Annotated in this window: 19 protein-coding genes; 10 read left to right on the top strand and 9 right to left on the bottom strand. The window is 39.6% G+C overall.

Going from position 1 to position 21,662, the window contains the following annotated elements; translation table 11 throughout:
* Positions 1-89 precede the first annotated feature (89 nt).
* Positions 90-1,103, top strand: a complete 1,014-nt coding sequence (locus NCWK1_RS07400) for a ferritin-like domain-containing protein (protein ID WP_103124267.1) — start codon at positions 90-92, stop codon at positions 1,101-1,103.
* A gap of 269 nt (positions 1,104-1,372) precedes the next feature.
* Here NCWK1_RS07400 and cysE read toward each other — a convergent pair whose 3' ends face one another.
* A complete protein-coding gene (cysE, locus tag NCWK1_RS07395; protein WP_103124266.1) occupies positions 1,373-2,107 on the bottom strand; it encodes a serine O-acetyltransferase in 735 nt (244 codons plus the stop codon).
* A gap of 518 nt (positions 2,108-2,625) precedes the next feature.
* Here cysE and NCWK1_RS07390 point away from each other — a divergent pair.
* Together NCWK1_RS07390 and cysK are read left to right on the top strand one after the other, a co-directional pair.
* On the top strand, positions 2,626-3,081 hold the full coding sequence (locus NCWK1_RS07390; protein WP_096575894.1) for an RrF2 family transcriptional regulator: 456 nt from the start codon (positions 2,626-2,628) through the stop codon (positions 3,079-3,081).
* 89 nt (positions 3,082-3,170) lie between these two features.
* Entirely contained in the window at positions 3,171-4,118 is a 948-nt protein-coding gene (cysK, locus tag NCWK1_RS07385) for a cysteine synthase A (protein ID WP_103124265.1), read from the top strand.
* Between the two features lie 317 nt (positions 4,119-4,435).
* Here the strand turns inward: cysK and NCWK1_RS07380 are convergent, their stop codons facing one another.
* The gene (locus tag NCWK1_RS07380) at positions 4,436-5,119 is read right to left on the bottom strand and encodes a cadmium resistance transporter (RefSeq protein ID WP_103124264.1); all 684 of its coding nucleotides are present in this window, start codon (positions 5,117-5,119) and stop codon (positions 4,436-4,438) included.
* 23 nt (positions 5,120-5,142) lie between these two features.
* On the opposite strand from NCWK1_RS07380, the gene NCWK1_RS07375 reads away from it, so the two are divergent.
* Positions 5,143-5,805 (top strand): cadmium resistance transporter, encoded by a 663-nt coding sequence (locus NCWK1_RS07375; protein WP_103124263.1) that lies wholly within the window; start codon positions 5,143-5,145, stop codon positions 5,803-5,805.
* A gap of 24 nt (positions 5,806-5,829) precedes the next feature.
* Here NCWK1_RS07375 and NCWK1_RS07370 read toward each other — a convergent pair whose 3' ends face one another.
* Together NCWK1_RS07370 and NCWK1_RS07365 are read right to left on the bottom strand one after the other, a co-directional pair.
* On the bottom strand, positions 5,830-6,627 hold the full coding sequence (locus NCWK1_RS07370; RefSeq protein ID WP_103124262.1) for a sulfite exporter TauE/SafE family protein: 798 nt from the start codon (positions 6,625-6,627) through the stop codon (positions 5,830-5,832).
* Between the two features lie 724 nt (positions 6,628-7,351).
* Positions 7,352-8,956 (bottom strand): hypothetical protein, encoded by a 1,605-nt coding sequence (locus tag NCWK1_RS07365; RefSeq protein ID WP_103124261.1) that lies wholly within the window; start codon positions 8,954-8,956, stop codon positions 7,352-7,354.
* A 252-nt stretch (positions 8,957-9,208) separates the two neighbouring features.
* Between NCWK1_RS07365 and NCWK1_RS07360 the strand changes: the two genes are divergently transcribed.
* Positions 9,209-10,828 carry an ArnT family glycosyltransferase gene (locus NCWK1_RS07360; protein WP_103124260.1) on the top strand — a complete coding sequence of 540 codons (1,620 nt, stop codon included), beginning with the start codon at positions 9,209-9,211 and terminating at the stop codon, positions 10,826-10,828.
* 189 nt (positions 10,829-11,017) lie between these two features.
* On the opposite strand, the gene NCWK1_RS07355 is transcribed toward NCWK1_RS07360, so the two are convergent.
* The gene (locus tag NCWK1_RS07355) at positions 11,018-11,419 is read right to left on the bottom strand and encodes a fasciclin domain-containing protein (RefSeq protein ID WP_103124259.1); all 402 of its coding nucleotides are present in this window, start codon (positions 11,417-11,419) and stop codon (positions 11,018-11,020) included.
* Between the two features lie 696 nt (positions 11,420-12,115).
* On the opposite strand from NCWK1_RS07355, the gene NCWK1_RS07350 reads away from it, so the two are divergent.
* Positions 12,116-12,601, top strand: coding sequence for a globin family protein (locus NCWK1_RS07350; protein ID WP_096575913.1), 486 nt, complete (start codon positions 12,116-12,118; stop codon positions 12,599-12,601).
* A gap of 431 nt (positions 12,602-13,032) precedes the next feature.
* Here NCWK1_RS07350 and NCWK1_RS07345 read toward each other — a convergent pair whose 3' ends face one another.
* On the bottom strand, positions 13,033-13,413 hold the full coding sequence (locus NCWK1_RS07345) for a hypothetical protein (protein WP_096575915.1): 381 nt from the start codon (positions 13,411-13,413) through the stop codon (positions 13,033-13,035).
* 645 nt (positions 13,414-14,058) lie between these two features.
* Here NCWK1_RS07345 and NCWK1_RS07340 point away from each other — a divergent pair.
* The gene (locus tag NCWK1_RS07340; RefSeq protein ID WP_103124258.1) at positions 14,059-15,957 is read left to right on the top strand and encodes a chloride channel protein; all 1,899 of its coding nucleotides are present in this window, start codon (positions 14,059-14,061) and stop codon (positions 15,955-15,957) included.
* An 88-nt stretch (positions 15,958-16,045) separates the two neighbouring features.
* On the opposite strand, the gene NCWK1_RS07335 is transcribed toward NCWK1_RS07340, so the two are convergent.
* Positions 16,046-16,459, bottom strand: a complete 414-nt coding sequence (locus NCWK1_RS07335) for an AbrB family transcriptional regulator (protein WP_096575919.1) — start codon at positions 16,457-16,459, stop codon at positions 16,046-16,048.
* Between the two features lie 655 nt (positions 16,460-17,114).
* Between NCWK1_RS07335 and NCWK1_RS07330 the strand changes: the two genes are divergently transcribed.
* From NCWK1_RS07330 to pyrR, 3 genes are all read left to right on the top strand, one after another.
* Positions 17,115-17,558, top strand: coding sequence for an Rrf2 family transcriptional regulator (locus NCWK1_RS07330; RefSeq protein WP_096575921.1), 444 nt, complete (start codon positions 17,115-17,117; stop codon positions 17,556-17,558).
* Between the two features lie 67 nt (positions 17,559-17,625).
* Positions 17,626-18,585 carry an adenosylcobinamide-phosphate synthase CbiB gene (cbiB, locus tag NCWK1_RS07325; RefSeq protein ID WP_103124257.1) on the top strand — a complete coding sequence of 320 codons (960 nt, stop codon included), beginning with the start codon at positions 17,626-17,628 and terminating at the stop codon, positions 18,583-18,585.
* A gap of 81 nt (positions 18,586-18,666) precedes the next feature.
* On the top strand, positions 18,667-19,203 hold the full coding sequence (pyrR, locus tag NCWK1_RS07320; RefSeq protein ID WP_103124256.1) for a bifunctional pyr operon transcriptional regulator/uracil phosphoribosyltransferase PyrR: 537 nt from the start codon (positions 18,667-18,669) through the stop codon (positions 19,201-19,203).
* A gap of 32 nt (positions 19,204-19,235) precedes the next feature.
* Here pyrR and NCWK1_RS07315 read toward each other — a convergent pair whose 3' ends face one another.
* Both NCWK1_RS07315 and NCWK1_RS07310 read right to left on the bottom strand, forming a co-directional pair.
* Positions 19,236-21,128 (bottom strand): hybrid sensor histidine kinase/response regulator, encoded by a 1,893-nt coding sequence (locus tag NCWK1_RS07315; protein WP_103124255.1) that lies wholly within the window; start codon positions 21,126-21,128, stop codon positions 19,236-19,238.
* Positions 21,094-21,591, bottom strand: coding sequence for a response regulator (locus NCWK1_RS07310; RefSeq protein WP_103124254.1), 498 nt, complete (start codon positions 21,589-21,591; stop codon positions 21,094-21,096). The genes NCWK1_RS07315 and NCWK1_RS07310 overlap by 35 nt, the downstream gene beginning before the upstream one ends.
* Positions 21,592-21,662 lie beyond the last annotated feature (71 nt).

The raw sequence follows: 21,662 nt of genomic DNA, 5'->3' as shown, positions 1-21,662 counted from the left end.
TGATCAAGCTAAAGCTATCCTGTAGCCGGAATATACGGCAATTTCCGTGTATTGACTGATTTCCTACAATAAATAGCCAAGGCGCATCTATGAGTTTCACTACAATCAAGAACACTTCAATTTCTGAGCTTTTACAAACTGAAAGTGCAAACAGAGATATTGATTGGCTCAAAAGTAGTTTAAATGCAGCTATAGAACTAGAGTTAGCTACTTTACCACCATATCTTTGTGCGTGGTGGTCTATTAAAGATTTAGGTGCGTCTGCTGCTGGGTTAATTCGCAGCATTTTGATGGAAGAAATGCTGCACATGGGATTAGTCGCCAATATGTTAACAACTATTGGCGGTACACCAAGAATCAGCACAGTTTTACCAAGCTATCCCAGCGGTTTACCAGGAGGTGTAAGACCTGGTTTAACTGTATATTTAGCAGGTTTAAGCAAAACTTATTTAGAAGAAGTTTGTAAGCCAATTGAACTTCCTGAAAATCCCATTCCTATTAGCTTTGCCAAAGAAACCTTTGCTACCATCGGTGCTTTTTATGATGCCATCCTTGGAGCATTTCAAGATTTACAGCCAACAATGACTGGCAACAATCAGCTAACTAATGGTGGTTACGATGTTGGTGGTCATGCACTATTTGCAATAAAAACACTGGCTGATGTAGAGAAAGCAATTACTGAAATTAAGGTACAAGGAGAAGGAACTTCTCTATCACCAGATGCAGAAGGATTTGGTGATCAACTAGCCCATTATTATAAATTTGATGAAATTCTTCAGGGTCGGGAAATAAAGCAAATTGATGGACAGTGGAAATATGCAGGTGAGGTTATTCCCTTTCCCGATACATACCCAATGGCAAAAGTTCCTCAAGGTGGTTGGACAAATCCATCTGAAGAAGTCCGCACACTTTTAGATGAATTTAATCATGCTTTTAAATTAGTCTTAGATAACCTCGAACTTGCCTGGACTAATGGCGATGAATCTAAACTTGGTCAAGCAATTGGTCTAATGTATAATTTGCAAGGTTCTGCTGTTAAACTTATGCAAATTCCCTTACCTGATGGTAGTGGTAATTATGGCCCAGATTTTCTAATTTATTAATATTTAACGCGGTGTGCAACTTTATTTCAAACCTAACCCCCAACTTCTTCCCTACCAGGGAAGGGGAGTAATACTCAAAGCCTCTCTCCGCTGCGGAGAGAGGTTTGGAGAAGGGTTTTGATAATAAGTCGCACATCGCGTTATTGAGATAATTAAAATTTGGTCTTGCACAATTAAGGAGTGATGTTTATGGGATGGGTTTGATTACCCGTCCTTATTTTTTGCCAGAAAATATTTAGAGACGTGATAAATCACGCCTCTACTTTTGACTAAATGCCTGCACCATCGAGAAAGTCTTCAATTACAGAATCGCTATTTATTTTACTGTTGTAGAGTATTTCCAGTTCATTATGTACATCAGTTGGTAATTCTAATGCTGGCTGAGTTTCTAATTGTTCTAACTGTTTTTCGAGATTTTTGACTCGTTCAAATAGCGCTCGAATTACTTCCGCTTCTACGTCTCGAACTTTATTATGCGCCAGTGCATCAAGATTGAGGTTATTTTGCCGAGTCACCCGTCCAGGAATCCCGACAACGGTGCTGTTACTAGGCACATCGCGTAACACTACAGAACCGGCTCCAATCCGCACGCGATCGCCTATATTAATATTGCCTAAAACTTTCGCGCCAGCGCCGACAACTACATGGCTACCGATGGTGGGATGGCGTTTACCGCTTTCTTTACCAGTACCACCAAGGGTTACACCTTGATAAATTAACGCATAATCACCAACAATTGCTGTCTCACCAATTACTACACCCATTCCGTGGTCAATAAATACTCCTTTGCCTATCACTGCACCAGGATGTATCTCTATTCCCGTAAAAAACCGACTGAGATGAGATATAAACCTAGGAAAAAAAGGAACATTTTTTTTATTCAGCCAGTGGGATAAACGATGCAACACTAGGGCTTGGAGTCCAGGATAGCAAAATAATATTTCCAGCCAGTTACGGGCGGCGGGGTCGCGCTCATAAATTGTTCGCAAGTCAGTTAATAGCATACTCTTTTGAGGTTGTAGTTGGTGGGAGAAGAAATAGGGTCAGCTTGTTTGTCTAGAGCATCAATTCACTAATCAAAAACCTAACCCCCAGCCCCTTCCCTAGTAGGGAAGAGGTAGCTCAACTCCCCTCTCCGCATCGGAGCGAAAAGTTGAGCCAGTGCGTTGGACGGGTTCCCCGGCATAAAGCAACTGGCGTTGCGCGTCCGGGTTTCCCGGCGCAAAACTTTTCAAGACAGAGGGGTCGGGCGAGAGGTTCTTCCAGGATTACTAAATTGGTGTTCTAGGCTGAGGCCGATTTTGGGTAGATGCGGTAAAAATCACGAAACCAAAATAATTCCTGTGAAAGATGAACTCATTTGCCGCATTTTGTAAGATAATCTACGGTAAGGCGATAGGTTTATGGTTATTAGTCTTTGATAAATCGGATGCTATCACATCCAACACCAAGACAAAATTAATTTCGCATAAAATGCGAAAAAGCCATCGATTAACCGTAGTATTTTGATTGAGTACAAATCTTGAATAGCCAAAATTACGCTCTCCTGGATCTGTCTTCCAAAGTTGAATACGCGCTCCTAGCACTTTTAGAACTGGCTAACCACCATGAAAAAAAAGTACCTCTGACTATGAGCGAAATCACCTCTAAACAACCTATACCTGAGCGCTATTTAGAGCAAATTCTCACCAATTTGCGGCGTGCAGGTGTGGTACAAAGTCAACGTGGCTCAAAAGGTGGTTTTGTCTTGGTTCGTGAGCCTTGGCAAATTACTGTGTTGGAGATTGTCACTTTAGTAGAAGGCGAACGCAAAGAGAAAGAACACTCTGAAGCGCCGACATTAGAAAGACGTTTAGTGTATGAAATTTGGGATCAAGCTAACGTGGCTTCTATGGATGTTTTAGGCCGCTATACACTCCAAGATTTATGTCAAGAAAGAGAAGCTCGTTTACAGCAGAGTCCAATGTATTACATCTAGTCAATAGTCAATGGTCAATAGTCCAGAGTCAATAATTTTTTAACCACTAACATTGATTTTTGAATGTCTTTAACAAAAGGAGTGTCCCTATGCGAATAGCGCAAGATATTACGGAGTTGATTGGACGAACACCTTTAGTCCGATTAAATAAGATTCCCCAAGCTGCTGGTGCGGTTGCAGAGATTCTCGTGAAGCTAGAAAGTATGAATCCGTCTGCTTCTGTAAAAGACCGAATTGGCATCAGTATGGTGACAGCAGCGGAGGAAGCAGGCTTAATTTATCCTGGAAAAACTACTTTAGTTGAGCCTACCTCTGGTAACACAGGAATTGCGTTGGCAATGGTGGCGGCTGCTAAAGGCTACCATCTTATTCTAACGATGCCCGACACTATGAGCCAAGAAAGACGGGCAATGTTAAAAGCCTATGGCGCACAACTGGAGTTAACTCCTGGTGTAGAAGGAATGCGCGGCGCGATTGCTCTGGCGGAAGAAATTGTCGCCAAAACCCCCGATGCTTATATGTTGCAACAATTCCGCAACCCTGCTAACCCCAAAATCCACGCCGAAACCACAGCCGCAGAAATTTGGGCTGATACCGACGGAAAAGTAGATATCTTAGTGGCGGGAGTTGGTACTGGTGGGACAATTACCGGAGTTGCAGAAGTAATTAAAAAGCGCAAGCCAACTTTTCAGGCGATCGCCGTTGAACCAAGCAACAGTCCTGTACTCATTGGCGGAAAACCAGGGCCACACAAAATTCAAGGTATCGGCCCAGGATTTATCCCAGCAATTTTCCGCCTAGAACTAGTAGATGAAGTTATTCAAGTAACCGATGAACAAGCAATGGCTTATAGCCGACGTTTAGCCAAAGAAGAAGGATTACTCTCAGGAATTTCTGCTGGCGCTGCTTTATATGCTGCAATTGAAATCGCCAAACGACCAGAAAATGCAGGGCGTTTGATTGTGATGGTACAGCCTAGCTTCGGTGAACGTTACCTCAGCACCCCGCTATTTCAACAATTAGATGAGAGTGAATAGGGGAATCAAGTTTCATGCCTGATTTAATATCTTTAGATCAATTTAAAAACTGTATGGAATGGCTAAATCTAAAACAATTACCCTCGATAATTCAACAGAATTCATGAAACACACTTTTCTTCGTTCCATATCTCTAACAATGAATTTAATTTTGTCCAATTCCCGATTAATCACAAGTTTAGAACTTACGCACCAAAGTTAGTTATTGATAATAGTTTTCAGGGTTTAGAGCGTACTGGTTTACCATACTTATACACCTGTATTCTGCTCTAAACCCTTGATTTTTCGTTTCATTGTATTAGGTATAAAGTCAAGTCTCACTTTGCTTCGTCTTTTCTTAGCAAAACTATTAAGCAACAACAACTTGCTGCTAATTTGATTAAACTTAAAGCACCAGTATTTAAGACAATAAAAATACCTAAACCCATTAAAATAAAAGGGATGAGATGATTAATATAGCGAGTTAAAATTTCTGCGATCGCTTTTTGATGAGTTAATTTATATGCTGTGTAACATAAAACTCCCAATAATAGAAAAAATACTCCAATAATTACCCAAAAACTCGCTAATTGACTACTAGCAAACAAAGGTATATACACACTAATATTATCACTACCGTTAGCAATAGTTACTGCCGCTACAGTATAACTCTGGGGTGCAATAAAACTAGGAATATACTCATCTGAAGATAGAAGATTTTCCCCTACAAACTCTTCTGGTAATTCATCTTCAGGATTAATCAAACTGCTAATACCGATAGCAATAGGAATTAATCCCAATAAACCCGTCCAATTTGCCCCTATAACAAAACCGCCAAATAAACCAGATAAACTCAAAATTATCAGTACAATAAAACCTAAATACTGCCCCACAAAAATATGTTCCGGTCGAAAATTAGCATTAGTTTGCGAAAACAATAGTAGCAAAATCACAATATCATCAATATTAGTGGCGATAAATGCAACTACACCTGTGCTAATTGCAGTAATTAACTCATTCATTTACTTTTGACGAAAAATTCAGCATGAGTAATCTAGGTACATCTTTTATTGAAGGGATAATCGCCTTCACAGCTACCAATATCGATGACATCATGATTTTGCTACTTCTCTTCTCTCAGGTAGATGTTAATTTTCGACGGCGGCATATCATAATTGGTCAGTATCTGGGGTTTTTAGCTATTATCATTGCCAGCTTACCAGGATTTTTTGGTGGTTTGGTTGTACAACGAGAATGGATAGGATTATTGGGCATATTACCAATAGCGATCGGTTTAATGCAATTGCTCAATCGAGAACAAGAAGCTATCGAAATTCAAGCAGTAAACACTGAGTTTAAACAGCATTCACCAGTTAATTCTGTATTATCTTTAATTTTGAGTATTCTGCATCCCCAAACTTATAAAGTTGCAGCGGTAACAATTGCCAATGGTGGAGATAATATTAGTATTTATATTCCCTTATTTGCTGGTCAAAATGTTGCCAGCTTGGGAGTAATTTTAACTGTATTCTTTTTAATGGTAGGAGTTTGGTGTACTGTTGCTTACTGGTTAAGCCAACATACTACCATTGCTTATTTCTTGAGTCGCTACGGTAAAATTATTGTACCTTTTATTTTAATTGGCTTAGGTTTATTCATTATGTACGAAAGAGGTACATTTAGCCTATTACCTTGGGTGAATAGTTAATAGTGATTGTCTCGGTTACATTCACTAAGCTTGATAAACTAACTTCCAACTCACCATCATCAATATTGCATAAATAATAAATCGCAGTGGGCGTTGAGGAGTAATTTGGCAGATTTTTGCACCTAATAATACTCCAGGAACAGAGCCTAACCATATTGGTAATACTAAGTTCCAATTAACTGTACCTAAGCTAAGGTGTCCGAGGGAGGTAAAAAACAATAAAATTGCTGCTTGTGTAATATCTGTACCGACTAACTTACGTGCATCGAGACGGAAAAAGCCTATTAGTACCAAGGCAAACATAGAACCAGAAGAGACGCTCGTCAGCCCTACCAAACAGCCTAAAATTGCCCCTAATAGCATTGTTAAAAAACGCCCTACATTGGTGTTTAAGTCTAGCTTTGGCAGTTCTGGCAAAGTGAGCTTAGGAAAGAACGTTAAGAGTAAAAGTTGTACCAGCGCCAGTACGGTAATTAATAAAATTGTCACTCCTAATAAGTGCAGCAAAATCCTATCTAGGTTCTGCTCTCCAGTGTGCTTGATGTAGTGTAGTATCCCTACACCAAATAGCGAACCAGGAACGCTACCTAATGCCAGCCACTTGACGACTTCAGTGTCTAAAGTTTGTTGTTGCCAATGCTTGACGCTACCAACTACCTTCATTAAGGTGGCGGCTACAACGTCGGAACTGACAGCAATTGATGGTGGAACCTGAAAAATAAATATCAACATTGGGGTAATGAGAGAGGCTCCACCAATTCCTGTTAAACCCACAATGATGCCCACCAAGAAGCTTAATACTGGCAGTAATAAATAATCCATACTCCTTCCAAAAATGCGGTTTGCTAGTCAAGTCATATCTGTCTACAGCAGCGCAGGAGAAACTACCGCCAAGTACCTTGCCTAGCACTTGGTGGTAAGTGATAATCCTTGTTGAAGATGAAGAACAGATTTTTTACAGTGCTTTAAACAAAGAACTGTAAGCCGACTGGTTTACCGTATTTTACCTATAAACATGATCAAACGTCTAGCCTAGTATGACTATATGTAGCGAAAAGACCAGATTTACTTCGGCTAGACTAAAATTACCAAAATTTTTGGTATTATATCTGTCCAATTCTCACTAAAATTAGTGGAATTTATGTTTTTTAAATACTTTCTGCACTATAGTTTCCCAAAGAAATGGGCTGGGCGTTCGCTCTTAGCGTTCCCGCAGGGTACAGCCGGTTGCCCCAGATTTTTGAAAAAATCAAATCTGACTGCTAGAACACCAATTTAGTAATCCTGGAATAACCTCTTCCTCAACCCCTCTCAGGGTGGTTTCATACGAAAAAAGACAAATCTATACGTTTTTATTTTTCGTTGTGTAGCCGAGATTTTAACCCCTCTCCAAACCTCTCCCCCACGGTGGGAGAGGTTTGGAAAGCTAGGTTTATTTTTTTCTCTGGTTGTATGAAACCACCCTACCTACTAAGAAAGAGGGTGGGGGGTTAGGTTTTTGATTAGTGAATCGATGCTCTAAAGTTTGATGTTTTTCAATTCTGTGCTAATAGGTGTTTTCTCCTTCAGTAGTCGGTTTAGAAGTAGTCACTGGGGGTTTTTTACCGGAATTACGTACATTGACAACCTTACTCAGTAAGTCGAACCAAAAAGGCGCACCCATCGAAATCGCAATTCCACTGATGAACCAACCAGCAACCATTGTTAAGTAGTTTGTGATCGAAGATATGCTAGATTTGCCGCTATCAGTTGCTTTTGGCAGTTGTTGATCTAGGTTAACTGGGTTCCAGCCAATTGGTAGAGAGATATCTGTCAAAACTTCGTCAGTGGCTTTTTTGAGTGATTGTAAATCTTGCGATGTATTAACTTCTACAATTTGTCCTGCATTATTCACAATGGCTGTGCGGATAGCTGTGTCTTTCGATAATCTACTGACTATATGAAATGTATCTGCATTGGCGAGAATTGCGATCGCAAAACCAATTAACAGCGCCACACCTTTAGCATTACGCTTGTAAACACCAGAGGCTCGTTCCATTGAGTTATTGAAGGTTTGCTCAATTTCTCGACGTAATATATTAACGCCGTCCTCCGTTGACTTGGCTTTGAGTTGAGCGCGTCTTGCTAATGTCGCCATGTTACCCACAACAGACGGCGGTAGTTTTTGACTGAACTGTTCTAATCTTTGGCTGATGTATTGAAATGTCTGGTATGCTTCGCTATCTTTATCTTGAAACTCATTGATAAACTCTTGCTGAATGTCACTACCAACACTAATTAATTGCACAACTTCGTTAATATTCGGACGCAAGCCTTTTAAACAGATTGTCTGTTCAATATCATCAAAAATATCGGTTCTTAAAACTTTTAATCGCTGGAGAGTATTACTAATTAATTCATGATCGGGCATATCGGCTGCAAAACAGCCGATATATTTATCAAAACTCTTAGCCATGCGATTAAGACTAGTTAATAAATCTATTTTATCTTTCTGAAAATCGACAATAATCAGTTTAAAACTAGCTTCTACAGTGTTGTTGAACTCATTATGAGTGTTTTCTAAAAACTGTCGGATATGATCATCAGTATTATCTATTTTTGCTGATAATCTTGATAAGATAGTTTGAATTTCATCTAATTGCTGATGTGTAAAATTTATCAATCTTGATTCTGTTAATTTTTGGACTAATTTTGGCAATCCTAATGTGTCCATTAGTGTTGTGGCAAAAGTATCAGCAGGTATATAAGAAGGCGCACTGTGCTTTTGCTTTCTCACATCCTCTTTACCATTTCTAATATAGCCAAAAATACTTTTTGTTCTTTTTTCTCCGGGGGGCGTAATTTTATTTAGCAGAGAGGATAATAACCAAATAAACTTCCGAGGTAATACAGTTAAAAATCCTTTTGCTTCTTGATTGACGCTTTGCAGTAAGGGATGATTATATAAGTCGTTGACTAATTGAAGTACATTATCATCGTCTGATTTACTGACATCGCCTGCTATGAGAATTTCGATGGATTTTTTTAAGTGAACAGCCCGCCATTGCAAGATTGTTGTAATTAGTTCCTGTATTTCTGAAGCTAATAAACTTAATATTAAGTAAATAAATATTAATCCAATTGTTATATCTAGTATAAAAGGTAGATTCATTGATGTTTCCTAACGAGTAATTTGCACACCTGTTTGGTAACAGTTGTATCATTTTTATCAACCAATGAGTGTTAAATAAAGTGAAAAAAATTGTATGCTTGCTCAAAAAAAATTATCGCTAATCAGAGAAAATTGAGTTAACCTGGGAATCTAGTAATTGTCAAGACAAATGTTGTAATAGGGTGCAACATTTAGAGATGCACTTTGCTCTCTATGCAGTCAAACTAGCAAGTAAAATGATGATCGTAGAATATGCAACAAGGAAGCTTTATTTGGGGTCATCGAGAAAAGCAGCATCGTGCGCTGGAAAAATGGATTGATCGAGCCTGGATATTGGTATTGCTGGTGGCGGCGGTGCTACTGTTTAGCATCAATTTGGGAGGCTTACCGCTGCGAGATTGGGATGAAGGGACTGTCGCCCAAGTTTCCCGCGAAATTTGGAGTGCGCCCGCAGGTTCCATGCGTTGGCTTTATCCTACTTTAGGTGGCGAACCTTACTATAACAAACCACCGCTGACCCATTGGTTAATTGCTGGGGTTTACTCTGTTGTTGGTGTAAATGAGTGGACAACACGTTTACCCAGCGCAATGTTAACAGCGCTGTCTATACCTTTGCTTTACTGCATTGGTCGAGAAATATTTCGCCAACGTTGGGCGGCGATTTATAGTGCTTTAATTTATTTGACGATGCTGCCTGTGGTGCGTTATGGCAGATTAGCAATGATAGATGGGGTGGTAGCCTGTTTTTTGCTAGTAATGATGCTGTGCGTATTGCGATCGCGGCGTGATTTGCGTTATTGCTTGGGAGTAGGTGTAAGTTTCGGCTTGATTTGCCTAACTCAAGGTTTTTTAGGCATTTTTCTCGGTGCGATCGCCGTGATATTTTTGTTTTGGGATACCCCCAGATTGCTTACCAGTTATTATTTCTGGACAGGTATCTGCATCGGGATTTTGCCTGCTGTGGGTTGGTATGCCGCCCAACTCTGGCATTATGGTTATGCTTTTGTGGAAGTTGGCTTACAGAATCAATCTCGCAACCAAGTTGAGACATTTGTCATCAAAAGTTCTCAAGCACCCTGGTATTACATTCTTGAGCTTTTGAAGTGGACATGGCCTTGGTTACTGTTTTTACCACAAACTGTAAGTTACATCTGGGAAAATCGTAACCTGAGTTGGGCTAAATTAATTCAGGTATGGTGTGGAGTTTACTTGTTAAGTATTTCCCTAATAGATGCCAAGCTACCTTGGTATATATTCCCCATTTACCCAGGTTTAGCTTTAGCTTTTGGGGCGCTGTTAGCCGAGACAGCAAACTTACCTTTACTGTCATCTTATCCCCGTAGTTGGGTAGGTGGTTTATCTGTTCTTGCTGTGATTGCTTCTGCTAGTAGTATGTATTTCAGTTGGGGTATACCGCCAAAAACTGATTTACAACTAATTTTTGCCGCAGTTGGTATCACCATGATTTTGGCAGCGATTTTAGCAGAACGCGGTGACAACCAGTTTTTGAAGATTTTATTTTGGGGAAGTTATATTTCGCTATTTTTATTAGTGAAATCTAATTATTGGGCTTGGGAATTATCCGAAGCTTATCCAGTCAAACCTGTAGCGACGATGATATCCCGTGTTAATCCCGCTGTAAAAAAGATTTATACATCTTTTCCCCAGCATCGTTCTTCCTTAGATTTTTATAGCGATCGCACTATTATTCCCGCTAATGTGGGCGAACTGCAATATTATTGGCACTACGACAGCAAACCATACTTTTTACTCAATGCAGATGCGCTTCGCAACCTCCAGCTAAAATCCATGAAGGTCATTGATCAAGCCGAAGGTTGGAAATTAGTTACAAAAGAAACTCCTCGGTTATAAGGCGATAAAAAATTACTTTTGGGGATGGATAATTTTAATTCTCTGCTGCTTCATAGTCTCTAATATGCAATTGAAAATATGATGTTGTATAAAAATTTTGCCTAAAATACACCTAAAACTATGTGGGGCAGTAACCATAAATAAATAGTCACTGCCCCACATATTCATCATTACTATCTAAGCATTTACTTAGGCAGGAATCAATACAGTATCAATAATGTGAATCACACCATTATCAGCAGCAACATCTGCTGTGGCAACAGTTGCATCATTTACTTTGACACCATGAGAAGCATCAATTTTCACATCAGAGCCTTCAATTGTAGTAGCTGACTTTAGTTTAACCACTTCACCCGAAAGCACCTTGCCGGAAACGACATGGTAAGTCAGAATTTTCGTAAGTTTTGGAATGTCTTGAAGTAATTTATCTACTGTGCCTTCTGGCAGTTTAGCAAATGCTTCATCAGTAGGTGCAAAAACAGTAAATGGCCCAGCACCTTTGAGAGTATCTACCAGATTAGCAGCTTTGATTGCAGCAACTAGGGTATTGAAAGAACCAGCCTTAACGGCAGTATCAATTATGTCAGCCAAGGTTTTTACCTAGTTTGTGGAATCTATTCATCACTATAGCCTACTTTCTCAAAAATAGTATTTCTTGCTACAGATTTATCTCATAAATTAAATTGAAAGCTGCATGATTACTGAATGTATTTTATACAAAAAAATCCAATTTATATTTTACTTTTCTCCTTAATTAATGCCAAAAAATCTAATCTGGAAAAAAAGTAAAATATAACTGCTATACTAAACAGGTAAGGTTAAAAATAACCTACATATATTAGTAATAACAAGTAAAAATCACATTACGAGGATTACAACCAAGTTTTGAGACCATAGAAGTCATAAAAAGTTGGAGTCTTTCAGAAATTCAAAATAATTACAGCTAATTTTCAGACATCAGTTTTTTAGATTAAAAACTGACAAACCGAAATTTGAGCAACCAACATATATCTAGGTAATGCCAATCAATATTGAGTAAGTTTAAAAGCAGCGAACACAAGCTTTGTTAAGAGGTTGTTTGAAAAGTCCTTGGTGATGTATCAGTTACTCTGAATTTTGGTAACTGCTTGGATGGACTTTCATTAGCACCAAATAATTACTTTTTTGCTGGCAATTCCTAAGTTCTAAGTTTTGATGCAAAAGAAATAAAACTTTTAACTAGTAGCTATTTCTAGGCTGACTAGTAATTGTCACGAACATAATTTCATTTTTAAGGAGTCGTTAATAATGAGCCTGATCGTCAAATCAATTCTTAATGCAGATGCAGACGCTCGCTATCTTAACCCCGGAGAACTAGAGCCGATTAAAAGCTTTGTCAAGAGTGGTGAACGCCGTCTGCGGTTGGTTCAAAGTTTAACAGAAAATCGCGATCGCATAGTTAAGCAAGCGGGAAATCAGCTGTTTCAAAAGCGTCCAGATATTGTTTCACCTGGTGGGAATGCTTACGGTCAGGAAATGACTGCTACTTGCTTGCGTGATATGGATTATTACCTGCGTTTGATCACTTACAGTATCGTCGCTGGTGATAGCACACCTATCCAAGAGATTGGGGTGATAGGCGCTCGTGAAATGTATCGGTCTTTGGGTACTCCAATTGAAGGGGTGGTGGAAGGTATTCGCGGAATGAAGAATGCCACTATCTCAATGATGTCAGCAGAAGATTCTCAAGAAGTCAGTGGTTACTTTGACTACCTCATCGCTAGTCTTCAGTAGTTAATGGTTTTAACTGTTACTTGAGCTAACACTACATAGGAAATTCATTATGTCAAAAGAAAAAAAAGGTAATAGAGAAGTCAAAAAACAAAAAAAAGATCCTCAGAAAAAAAAGGAGAAAAAAGACCCGAATAGATATGATGGGTGAAGTCAATAACTATATACGAATCATATTTGATTTTTGAACGAGAGTAGTAGGTAATGCCTAGGTTGGTAAGCAATGGCTCCCTAAAAAGCTAACGTCCGTAACTTGCGGAAAAACGGAACTTATACCCCTACATAGATTTTTGAAAATTGATAAACCTAGATACCCGGCTGCTCAAAACAGTCGGGTTTCGTGTTGTTCATGAATGATTTCGGACTAGACTATGAGCAAAAATGTTGCTGTCACTCTCTCAAATGTTCTTGTAACCAGTACCTAATCAACATTCTTAATCCAGATTCCTTTCTTGGAGTTTTTCGTTTTTCGGTAGCACTGACTCGTCATGGTTGGTGTGTTGCTGAGTTATGGCGATCGCACTTAATAAAACTGCACCGCCAAGTGCTAGGGCAACTAAAGGGCGTTTAAGCGGTAAAAAATCCCGAATAATTCTGGCAAAAGGACTGCTTTGGCGACGTAATGCCGAAGCCAGAATCATTTGCTTAAAAGTAAACGGATCACGGACATAATGACCGCTACGACAGACTACTAATCTTTCCTGGCAATACGGACAGGTAAACAAACCTATGTAAGTCTTGATTGGTTTGGGTCTAGCATTTCTTTGGCAAATTGGGCAAGTAACATAATGATTATCAAAGATGGGTGTATTCATTTACCTTGTCCGCCTAGTCCATCTACTCGCTCTATAAAAATAGTTATATTGAATTTCTGAGTAATGCTTAGTAGGCTTGCTAGTTGGGGATGACCATCTTAGCCAAGCAATTTTGGATTTTGGATGTTGGGGTTTTAGATTGACTCTAACCATGAGAGTACAGGGCTAGAGGATTTTAAATTTTGGATTTTTGATTCGTTCTGCCCACTAGGGATGAAGTGTGAACCAAAAAAATCTAAAATCAGCAATCTAAAATCTAAAATTGGCATAGTCAATCATCCGTCCAGTGTTCTACCAGGAATAACTCAAGGGTCGCAACACGAGTATAGCTAGATTTAAGTGAAGATGACTGCTGTTGGTTGCTCCCATATAGTACATCTACTCAATTTATCGATACTGTATTTTATCTATAGAAAATTCCGAAACTCCTAATTTGTACCATACCAGCGATCGCCGACCGTTAAATATTAATTTTCTTTCATATACTTGTTCTCACAGAAAATTTTCACCCAACAAATTTTTTTAATCAAAGCTTTATAAATCCAGTAAATCTAACTCACTTGTCTGGTTGATCAAGAATGGCTCACAATGAGAAGTAACAGATAAATGATTTAAGTTTTTTTCTTACATTTACCCCAACGTTCAATGACTCTCTTGCCTCCCACCAACTTAAGGAAGGTAATGGAACAACCTGCATTTCCTAAACCTTCTCACCGCTTAACACATCTAATTAACCGTTTTCAACCCACACCGGAAACAGTAGTGCTGTTTTTAGCCATACTGATTGGTGGTGGTACTGGCATGGGTGTAGTGACTTTTCACTATTTAATTGAGCTAATTCACCATCTGATGCTAGAAGATCTGATGAGTGTGATTGGTGCTTGGGGAGGCTGGACTTTAGCCTGTGTTCCCATTATGGGCGGATTAATTGTCGGGTTAATGCGCTGGCGCACTCAAGATTTTGGCCCTAGTTTGTCATCTTTAATTGCAGCCTCCCAAGGAACAGCAATCAAGCGACCTTTACGGCCTGTCACCAAGATGATTGCTGCATCTGTTTCTTTGGGAAGTGGCGCTTCTTTGGGGCCGGAGGGGCCGAGTGTGGAAATTGGCGCTAACTTTGGCATGTTGTTGTCGCTCATTCTCCAAGTCTCTCAAGAGCGCCAAAGATTACTTTTAAGCGCTGGTGCAGCTGCCGGATTAGCTGCTGGATTTAATGCACCGATCGCTGGGGTATTTTTTGCTTTAGAAGTAGTTATGGGGGCAACATCTTTTGCCACTTCAGCGGTGAGTGTAGTCCTACTAGCCGCCGTTGTGGCTGCATTAATTGCCCAAATTGGCTTGGGAGCGCAACCAGCCTTTGCTTTACCTGTATACCAAGTCCGTAGCCCGCTAGAATTACCTTTATATCTCGGCTTGGGTTTGGGAGCCAGTCTGATTTCTCTGAGTTATACAGAATTAATTCGGTTAGCTAAAGCTTGCTTTGCTGGCTCGGTTCCTGGCTTTGGGTTTTTCAAAAGTATTCCCAAGTCAATTCATCCAATTATTGGTGGTGTAATTTTAGGGCTGGTAGCTTTGCAATTCCCGCAGATTTTAGGTATCGGTTATGGTACTGTCCAAGCCATGCTTCAGGATGTGGAGTTTTCCCTTAATCTATTGCTGTCCTTGCTGGTAGTCAAGTTATTTATGACGGCTATTAGTGCGGGGAGTGGTTTTGTGGGCGGTTTATTTGCCCCAGCGATGTTTTTGGGTGCTTCTTTTGGCTCGGCTTATGCCAAAATTTTGTGTCTCATCGCTCCGGGAATTGACGCATATATGGCTGCACCACCAGCCTATGCAATGGTGGGGATGGCTGCTGTACTGGCGGCTAGTGTGCGAGCGCCATTAACGGCGATTTTAATGCTGTTTGAACTAACTCGTGATTACCGCATTGTTTTACCTTTAATGGCAGCGGTGGGTTTAAGTGTGTGGTTAATTGATCAAATTAAACCAAATATTAACTCTAACTCGAAACTTCAACAATTTGGTTTGGCTGATTTGAAAGATGAGCAAGCAGAAATTGTGCAGGAAATTTTGGTAGAAGATGCTGTGCTTTCCTGCCCCAAAAAATTGCCTGCAACTTTAGGATTGTTAGAAGCTGCGATGGAAATGACCCGCGATCGCACACGCAGTGCTTTAGTAATTAATGAAGCCGAGCAATTAGTCGGGATTATTTCTTTAGAAGATATTAATCGCTCTCTTGCCCGCTGGAAAAATTACCAAAATTCTGCAACAGAAATTTTGAGTGAATTATCCAATCAAACTATCATGGATATCTGCACCACTGAAATTCTTTATGCTTGGCGGGATGAACCTTTATCTGAAGCTTTAGATCGCATGGCTTTACGTGGTTTGCATCAGTTACCTGTGGTAGCTAGAGACAACCATGAACGAATTCTAGGTTTATTAGAAAAAGAGCAAATTGCCTTAACATGCAATTTGGCCTTCACCCGCAAAACACTCCAGCAATATATTTTTAGTCAAAAGTCAACGGTCAATGGTCAATAGTTATTGGTCAATGGTCAATAGTCAATAGTCATTATTTCGACTGCAACTTTTGACTCTTGACTCTTGACTCTTGACTTTAGACTATTTACTATGCTGAGGCTTCTATTTCCTCAATACCTTCTTTGTCTTCTGGATCTACTTGACGCAGGCGAATATGCTTCTTCCCTAAAGTGATCAGAAACTCATCACCAGGTTTGAGATTCATCTGTTTTGTATAAGCTGAACCAATCAGTAAGTTACCATTGGATTGTACGCTAATACGATAGCTGGCACTGCGCCCACCACGTCCATTTGCATTGGGCGCACTGTCTAACTGAATGCCTTCAGCATCAATGAGGGCATTTAAAAATTTCATCATATTGACGCGCTCTATACCATTTTTGGTCACGGTATAGTAGCCGCACTGCTTGGCTTTTTCTTCTTTGCTAAGGTTCTCTAGCTCTTTGACTTTTTTGAGCAGTTCTTCCCCGACCAGAGGTTCAATTTTTTTCTGTTTAGGCATCAACTTAGATGGAAAATGAATGGTTGAAGTAGTTGAATCGATTTTATTTTAGCTGAGGTTGAGTTGATAGAAACAAAATCTTTTAGTTTTTATATCAACCAAGCCAAGTATATTACAATCCTAGCCAGAATTGTTGCACAATTATCAATAATGTCAAGACAATCTATAGTTTAGATATCAACAATGCCGATCACTATATATAGTGAATGAAAACTGCTAAACTATACTTGTTTAAGTTTTTTAAACTAACGCATAAAAGTTTATCTACTCAGTCAGCTTGCTTCTGGGAACATAAAATGATAAGCAACCCTGATCTTTAGTCATTAGTCAACAGCCAAACAATTTTGGATTTGAGATTTGCAATTTTAGATTGACTGTATCTACAAGTGTATGTAACTTGGGTATTTAAAATTGACATTCTTAAACTTGTTAAGTCGCCTGGCGACGGGTCTTGTACCGAAGATGCAATCCCAAATCCCAAATCTCAAATCTCAAATTAGCCCGATGAATATGGAGATTAAGAACTACGGATTTTTAACTCTCTACTTCGAGAATATGCAGTTTCGACTACGCACTGGAGATGCAAAAATCTAGGTTTTGGACTATTTATTGATGAACTATAGACTTTTGACTATGGACTCTTGACTAAAAAATAATGAAACTAACTACCAAAGGACATTACAGTGTCAAGGCATTGCTAGATTTAAGCTTACAGCCAGATTACGGGCCTGTATCTGTCAGAGCGATCGCTCAACGCCAAGATATTCCTGCACCTTACTTAGAAAAATTGCTCATAGAAATGCGTCGTTCAGGGTTAGTTAAATCAGTGCGTGGTAGCATTGGCGGCTATCAACTAGCAAGAGAACCAAGAGAAATCTCCATTGGACAAATATTAGAAGCCGTCGGTGAAACCATTACCCATATTCCCGACCGCCACCCAACACCAATCCAGGCTGAAGATTGGGTAACATACACTCTCTGGCAAAGACTCAATCAAAAACTTAAAGAAGCTTTATACAGTATTACCTTAGCAGATCTCTATTATGATGCCCGCAGTTGGCAAGCATCGTTAGGAGAAGAAGCGAGTTTTGTGGTTTAGTCAATGGTCAAACTCACCAATCAACCCTTATCCAATCCAACATCTAAAATCCAAAATCCAAAATTGTATGACATTAATTATCGCCGCAATTTTAGATTTCTTAATAGGTGATCCTTGGGGTTGGCCTCATCCAGTACAAGTGATGGGATGGATAATTTCTCGCCTCACAAAATTTTGGTTGCGGATATGTCAAAATTCCATAACACAAAGAATTGCCGGAATTTGGCTGGGAATAATTTTAATCATTGGTAGTGGCTGTATAGGTTGGTTAACAGTTCAAATTGCTGGATGGTTACATCCAATATTGGCAATAGTTATAGAAAGTATTATCCTCGCCAGCTGTTTTGCGTTACGAAGTTTGCGAACAGCCGCAACCGATGTTTTACAACCCTTAATTGCCGGCAATTTATCAGTAGCGCGTCAGACTTTAAGTAATTATGTTGGTCGAGATACGCAAAATTTGTCAGAAGCAGAAATTTTGCGTGCTGTTTTAGAAACTGTCACCGAAAATGCTACAGATGCAGTGATGGCTCCGCTTTTTTATGCCATTGTTGGTGCTTGTATACCAAACTTAGGTGCAGTTCCTCTAGCTTTGGCATATAAAGCCAGCAGCACCTTAGATTCAATGGTGGGTTATAAGGAAGCGCCATACACTTATTTAGGTTGGTTTTGTGCGCGGTTAGAAGATTATTTAACTTGGCTACCTTGTCGCTTAACTGTAATTACCTTGGCATTGTTATCTGGTAAACCATTGTTTGTGTGGCGGATATGTCGCAGAGATGCCATTTTAGACCCCAGTCCCAACTCTGGTTGGAGTGAGTGTGCTTATGCAGCGATTTTGGGTGTGCAGATGGGAGGGATAAATTGGTATCGGGGTGTAGCTAAAGAAAAACCATTCCTAGGAGATGCCATTTACCCCATTACACCGACAACAATTCATCAGGCATTGCAATTAACTCGCTATAGTTTTTTATTGTGGCTAGGAATAGCGATCGCTATATTATTCTGTCTCCCAAACAGGTCATGATAGAAATAATAAGTCAATGGTCAATAGTCTATAGTTCAAGTTGACCTTTGACTATTGACTATTGACCTTTGACCATACCTTATGTGTGCAAAAGTAGTTGAAATTCTCTCATCAGAAGACTTGCGGCGTACCTTAACCCGCCTAGCCTCGCAAATTGTCGAACGAACGCGTGATTTATCGCAACTGGTACTTATGGGTATTTATACTAGAGGAGTACCCATAGCAGAATCATTGGCACGTCAAATTGAGATACTAGAAGGTGTCACCGTGCCTGTAGGAGCCTTAGATATTACTTTTTATCGAGATGACCTTGACAAAATTGGCTTGCGGACTCCTGCTAAAACCGATATCCCTTTTGACCTGACCGGAAAAACCGTTGTCCTAGTTGATGATGTAATTTTCAAAGGGAGAACAATTCGCGCAGCTTTAAACGCTGTGACTGAGTATGGTAGACCAGAAATCATTCGTTTAGCGGTGTTGGTAGACCGGGGTCATCGAGAACTGCCAATTCAAGCAGACTTTGTTGGTAAGCAATTACCCACAGCTAAAGAAGAAGTGGTCAAAGTTTATTTACAAGATTTGGATGGACGAGATGCAGTGGAGTTAATTGGAGATTAATCAACGAACAAATGACTATTGACTATTGACTCTTAGTTATGATTTTTAATCAAGCTAATTGCTTCTAACAACTGATTAGCTGTGTAAGGTTTAGACAAAAAAGCTTTAATCCCAATATCATAAGCGGCATTCACCTTATCACTAGAAGCCAGCCCACTAATGGCAATAATTTTGACATCTGGGTTAATTTTTTGCAATGTGCGGATAGTAGTAAGACCATCCATAGATGGCATGACCATATCTGTTAATACTAGAGAAATTTCATCTCGATGTTCGGCGTACAAAGCAATGGCCTCAATGCCGTCGCTGGCTGTGATGGCTTTGTAGTTGTAGCTTTCGAGAGATGTTTTGGTAATATCCCGAATAGCAGGTTCATCATCGACAATCAAAATTAGTTCTCCGTTACCGCCAGGAAATACAGGTTCTAGTTCTTCCAGGGTTTCTGTGACTTGCTGTGCGGGTAAATATATTTTAAATTGACTACCTTGCCCTTCTTCACTGTAGACACTGATAAAACCAGCGTGGTTTTTAACAATTCCCAGGACTGTAGAAAGTCCTAGTCCCGTACCTTTCCCAAGTTCTTTAGTCGTAAAAAATGGCTCAAAAATGCGATCTAATATTTCTGTAGAAATACCCAGACCTGTATCAATCACAGAAATAACAATATACGGGCCAACTTTAGCATCAATGTGCATATTGGCATAATTTTCATCAACCAGAAGATTTTCAGCAGTAATTTTCAACATTCCCCCATTAGGCATGGCATCACGGGCATTAACGCACAAATTCATCAGCACTTGATGTAGTTGAGTTGCATCACCAGATATCACCCAGAGGTTTTGCGGTAGTCGAGTTGTAATTTCTATGGTTTTGGGAAAGGTTTCTTTGACAATTTGCTGAATTTCGAGAATTAAGTGCTTGAACTGCAAAAGTGTGCGTTCTCCCTCAATACCGCGAGTAAAAGACAGTACTTGTTTGACTAAATTTGCCCCACGTTTAGCGTTAGCCGTTAATATTGGTATTAGTCTACGAGAACGCTCATCTTGTAACTGTGATTCTAAAAGTTGGGCGGTCATTAAAATTGGCGCTAAGACATTATTGAGGTCATGGGCGATACCACTGGCTAGTGTGCCAATACTTTCTAATCTTTGCGCCCTCAAAAATTGTGCTTCTAGTTGTTGTTTTTGAGTAATATCAGTATTTACTACTAAAATTGCTTGGGGTTGATGTGCAAAATCGCGCACTAATGTCCAACGACTTTCGACAATAATTTTTTTATTGGATGTTGTTGTTTGGTGTAATTCTCCTTGCCAAGAGCCGTTTTTCATCAATAACCGTAATGCTTCTTGCAAGCGAGCTAAGGTTTTTTCTTGCCATAGTGATGATGTTTTTTTACCAATTACTTGGTCTTTGCGCCACTCATATAAAGTTTCTGCGGCTTTGTTCCAAAATAAAATTTGGTCATCTAAATCGCGGACAAAAATTGCATCGGTAGCGACATCTAGTAATGCGGCTTGTTCGCGGATTTTTTGTTCTGTTTGTTTGCGTTCGATGGCGTAACGAAGGGAACGTTCTAATAAAGGTGCTGTTAATTGGCTTTTTTCTAAATAATCGGCTGCGCCGGCTTTCATCGCTTCAATGTCAATTTCTCTATCACCTTGACCTGTGAGCAAAATTATTGGTGCAACACAACCATTGACAACGGCTTCGCGTAAAAGTTCCAGTCCATTGTGGATGCCTAAACGATAGTCTACAAGATATATATCATGTTGATTTGCAGCGATCGCTTGCTTTGCATCTGCATAATTATCCACCCATGACAACTCACAGCCATCTGCTTGAAATTCACCGAACCAATCACGAGTCAAAATATAATCATCTTCGTCATCATCAATTAGCAGAACTCTGATTGGGTTTTTGTTCATTTTTTCCTCCAGCTACTGCTAGTGGTAATTCCACAGTTTCAAACCAGTATTTCCCTAATGTTTTCATAAGTTCGACTAAGGCAGAAAATGTCATCGGTTTGACTATGTAAGAATTAGCACCCAAGCTGTAAGTGTGATCAATATTTTCTTCTGCCGTGGATGTCGTGAGGACGATAATAGGAATCGGTCGGAGTTCGGGGTCAGTTTTGATTTCTTTAAGTACCTCAATACCATTTTTTTTGGGCATATTTAAGTCTAGTAAAATTAAGCCTGGGCGTGGTGCCAGACTGGTATCAGCGTATTGACCACGATGACAGAGATAATCCATCAATTCTTCACCATTACTCACCGCATGTAAATCAATTGGCAATTTACTAATGATAATCGCCTCACGGATTAACATACTGTCATCATCATCATCATCAGCCATTAAGATAGTCACGGTTGGTTGCCGACCCTTCACTCTGTAATTTCTCCTTCTACAATCTAGTTATTAGTATGAATTAAAGTTGGAAAAAAAACTCATATTCGCAA

The sequence above is a fragment of the Nostoc cycadae WK-1 genome (genome assembly GCF_002897135.1).
Classification (GTDB): Bacteria; Cyanobacteriota; Cyanobacteriia; order Cyanobacteriales; family Nostocaceae; genus Nostoc_B.
The sequence above is the reverse complement of the archived record's forward strand: the minus strand, read 5'-3'. Positions and strand labels throughout refer to the sequence as shown.

What these genes read in the sequence shown, in the direction of transcription:
- NCWK1_RS07400 (WP_103124267.1), top strand. Translation starts at nt 90, where the DNA reads ATGAGTTTCACTACAATCAAGAACACTTCAATTTCTGAGCTTTTACAA.
- cysE (WP_103124266.1), bottom strand. Translation starts at nt 2,107, where the DNA reads ATGCTATTAACTGACTTGCGAACAATTTATGAGCGCGACCCCGCCGCC.
- cysK (WP_103124265.1), top strand. Translation starts at nt 3,171, where the DNA reads ATGCGAATAGCGCAAGATATTACGGAGTTGATTGGACGAACACCTTTA.
- NCWK1_RS07380 (WP_103124264.1), bottom strand. Translation starts at nt 5,119, where the DNA reads ATGAATGAGTTAATTACTGCAATTAGCACAGGTGTAGTTGCATTTATC.
- NCWK1_RS07375 (WP_103124263.1), top strand. Translation starts at nt 5,143, where the DNA reads ATGAGTAATCTAGGTACATCTTTTATTGAAGGGATAATCGCCTTCACA.
- NCWK1_RS07370 (WP_103124262.1), bottom strand. Translation starts at nt 6,627, where the DNA reads ATGGATTATTTATTACTGCCAGTATTAAGCTTCTTGGTGGGCATCATT.
- NCWK1_RS07365 (WP_103124261.1), bottom strand. Translation starts at nt 8,956, where the DNA reads ATGAATCTACCTTTTATACTAGATATAACAATTGGATTAATATTTATT.
- NCWK1_RS07360 (WP_103124260.1), top strand. Translation starts at nt 9,209, where the DNA reads ATGCAACAAGGAAGCTTTATTTGGGGTCATCGAGAAAAGCAGCATCGT.
- NCWK1_RS07350 (WP_096575913.1), top strand. Translation starts at nt 12,116, where the DNA reads ATGAGCCTGATCGTCAAATCAATTCTTAATGCAGATGCAGACGCTCGC.
- NCWK1_RS07345 (WP_096575915.1), bottom strand. Translation starts at nt 13,413, where the DNA reads ATGAATACACCCATCTTTGATAATCATTATGTTACTTGCCCAATTTGC.
- NCWK1_RS07340 (WP_103124258.1), top strand. Translation starts at nt 14,059, where the DNA reads ATGACTCTCTTGCCTCCCACCAACTTAAGGAAGGTAATGGAACAACCT.
- NCWK1_RS07335 (WP_096575919.1), bottom strand. Translation starts at nt 16,459, where the DNA reads ATGCCTAAACAGAAAAAAATTGAACCTCTGGTCGGGGAAGAACTGCTC.
- NCWK1_RS07330 (WP_096575921.1), top strand. Translation starts at nt 17,115, where the DNA reads ATGAAACTAACTACCAAAGGACATTACAGTGTCAAGGCATTGCTAGAT.
- cbiB (WP_103124257.1), top strand. Translation starts at nt 17,626, where the DNA reads ATGACATTAATTATCGCCGCAATTTTAGATTTCTTAATAGGTGATCCT.
- pyrR (WP_103124256.1), top strand. Translation starts at nt 18,667, where the DNA reads ATGTGTGCAAAAGTAGTTGAAATTCTCTCATCAGAAGACTTGCGGCGT.
- NCWK1_RS07315 (WP_103124255.1), bottom strand. Translation starts at nt 21,128, where the DNA reads ATGAACAAAAACCCAATCAGAGTTCTGCTAATTGATGATGACGAAGAT.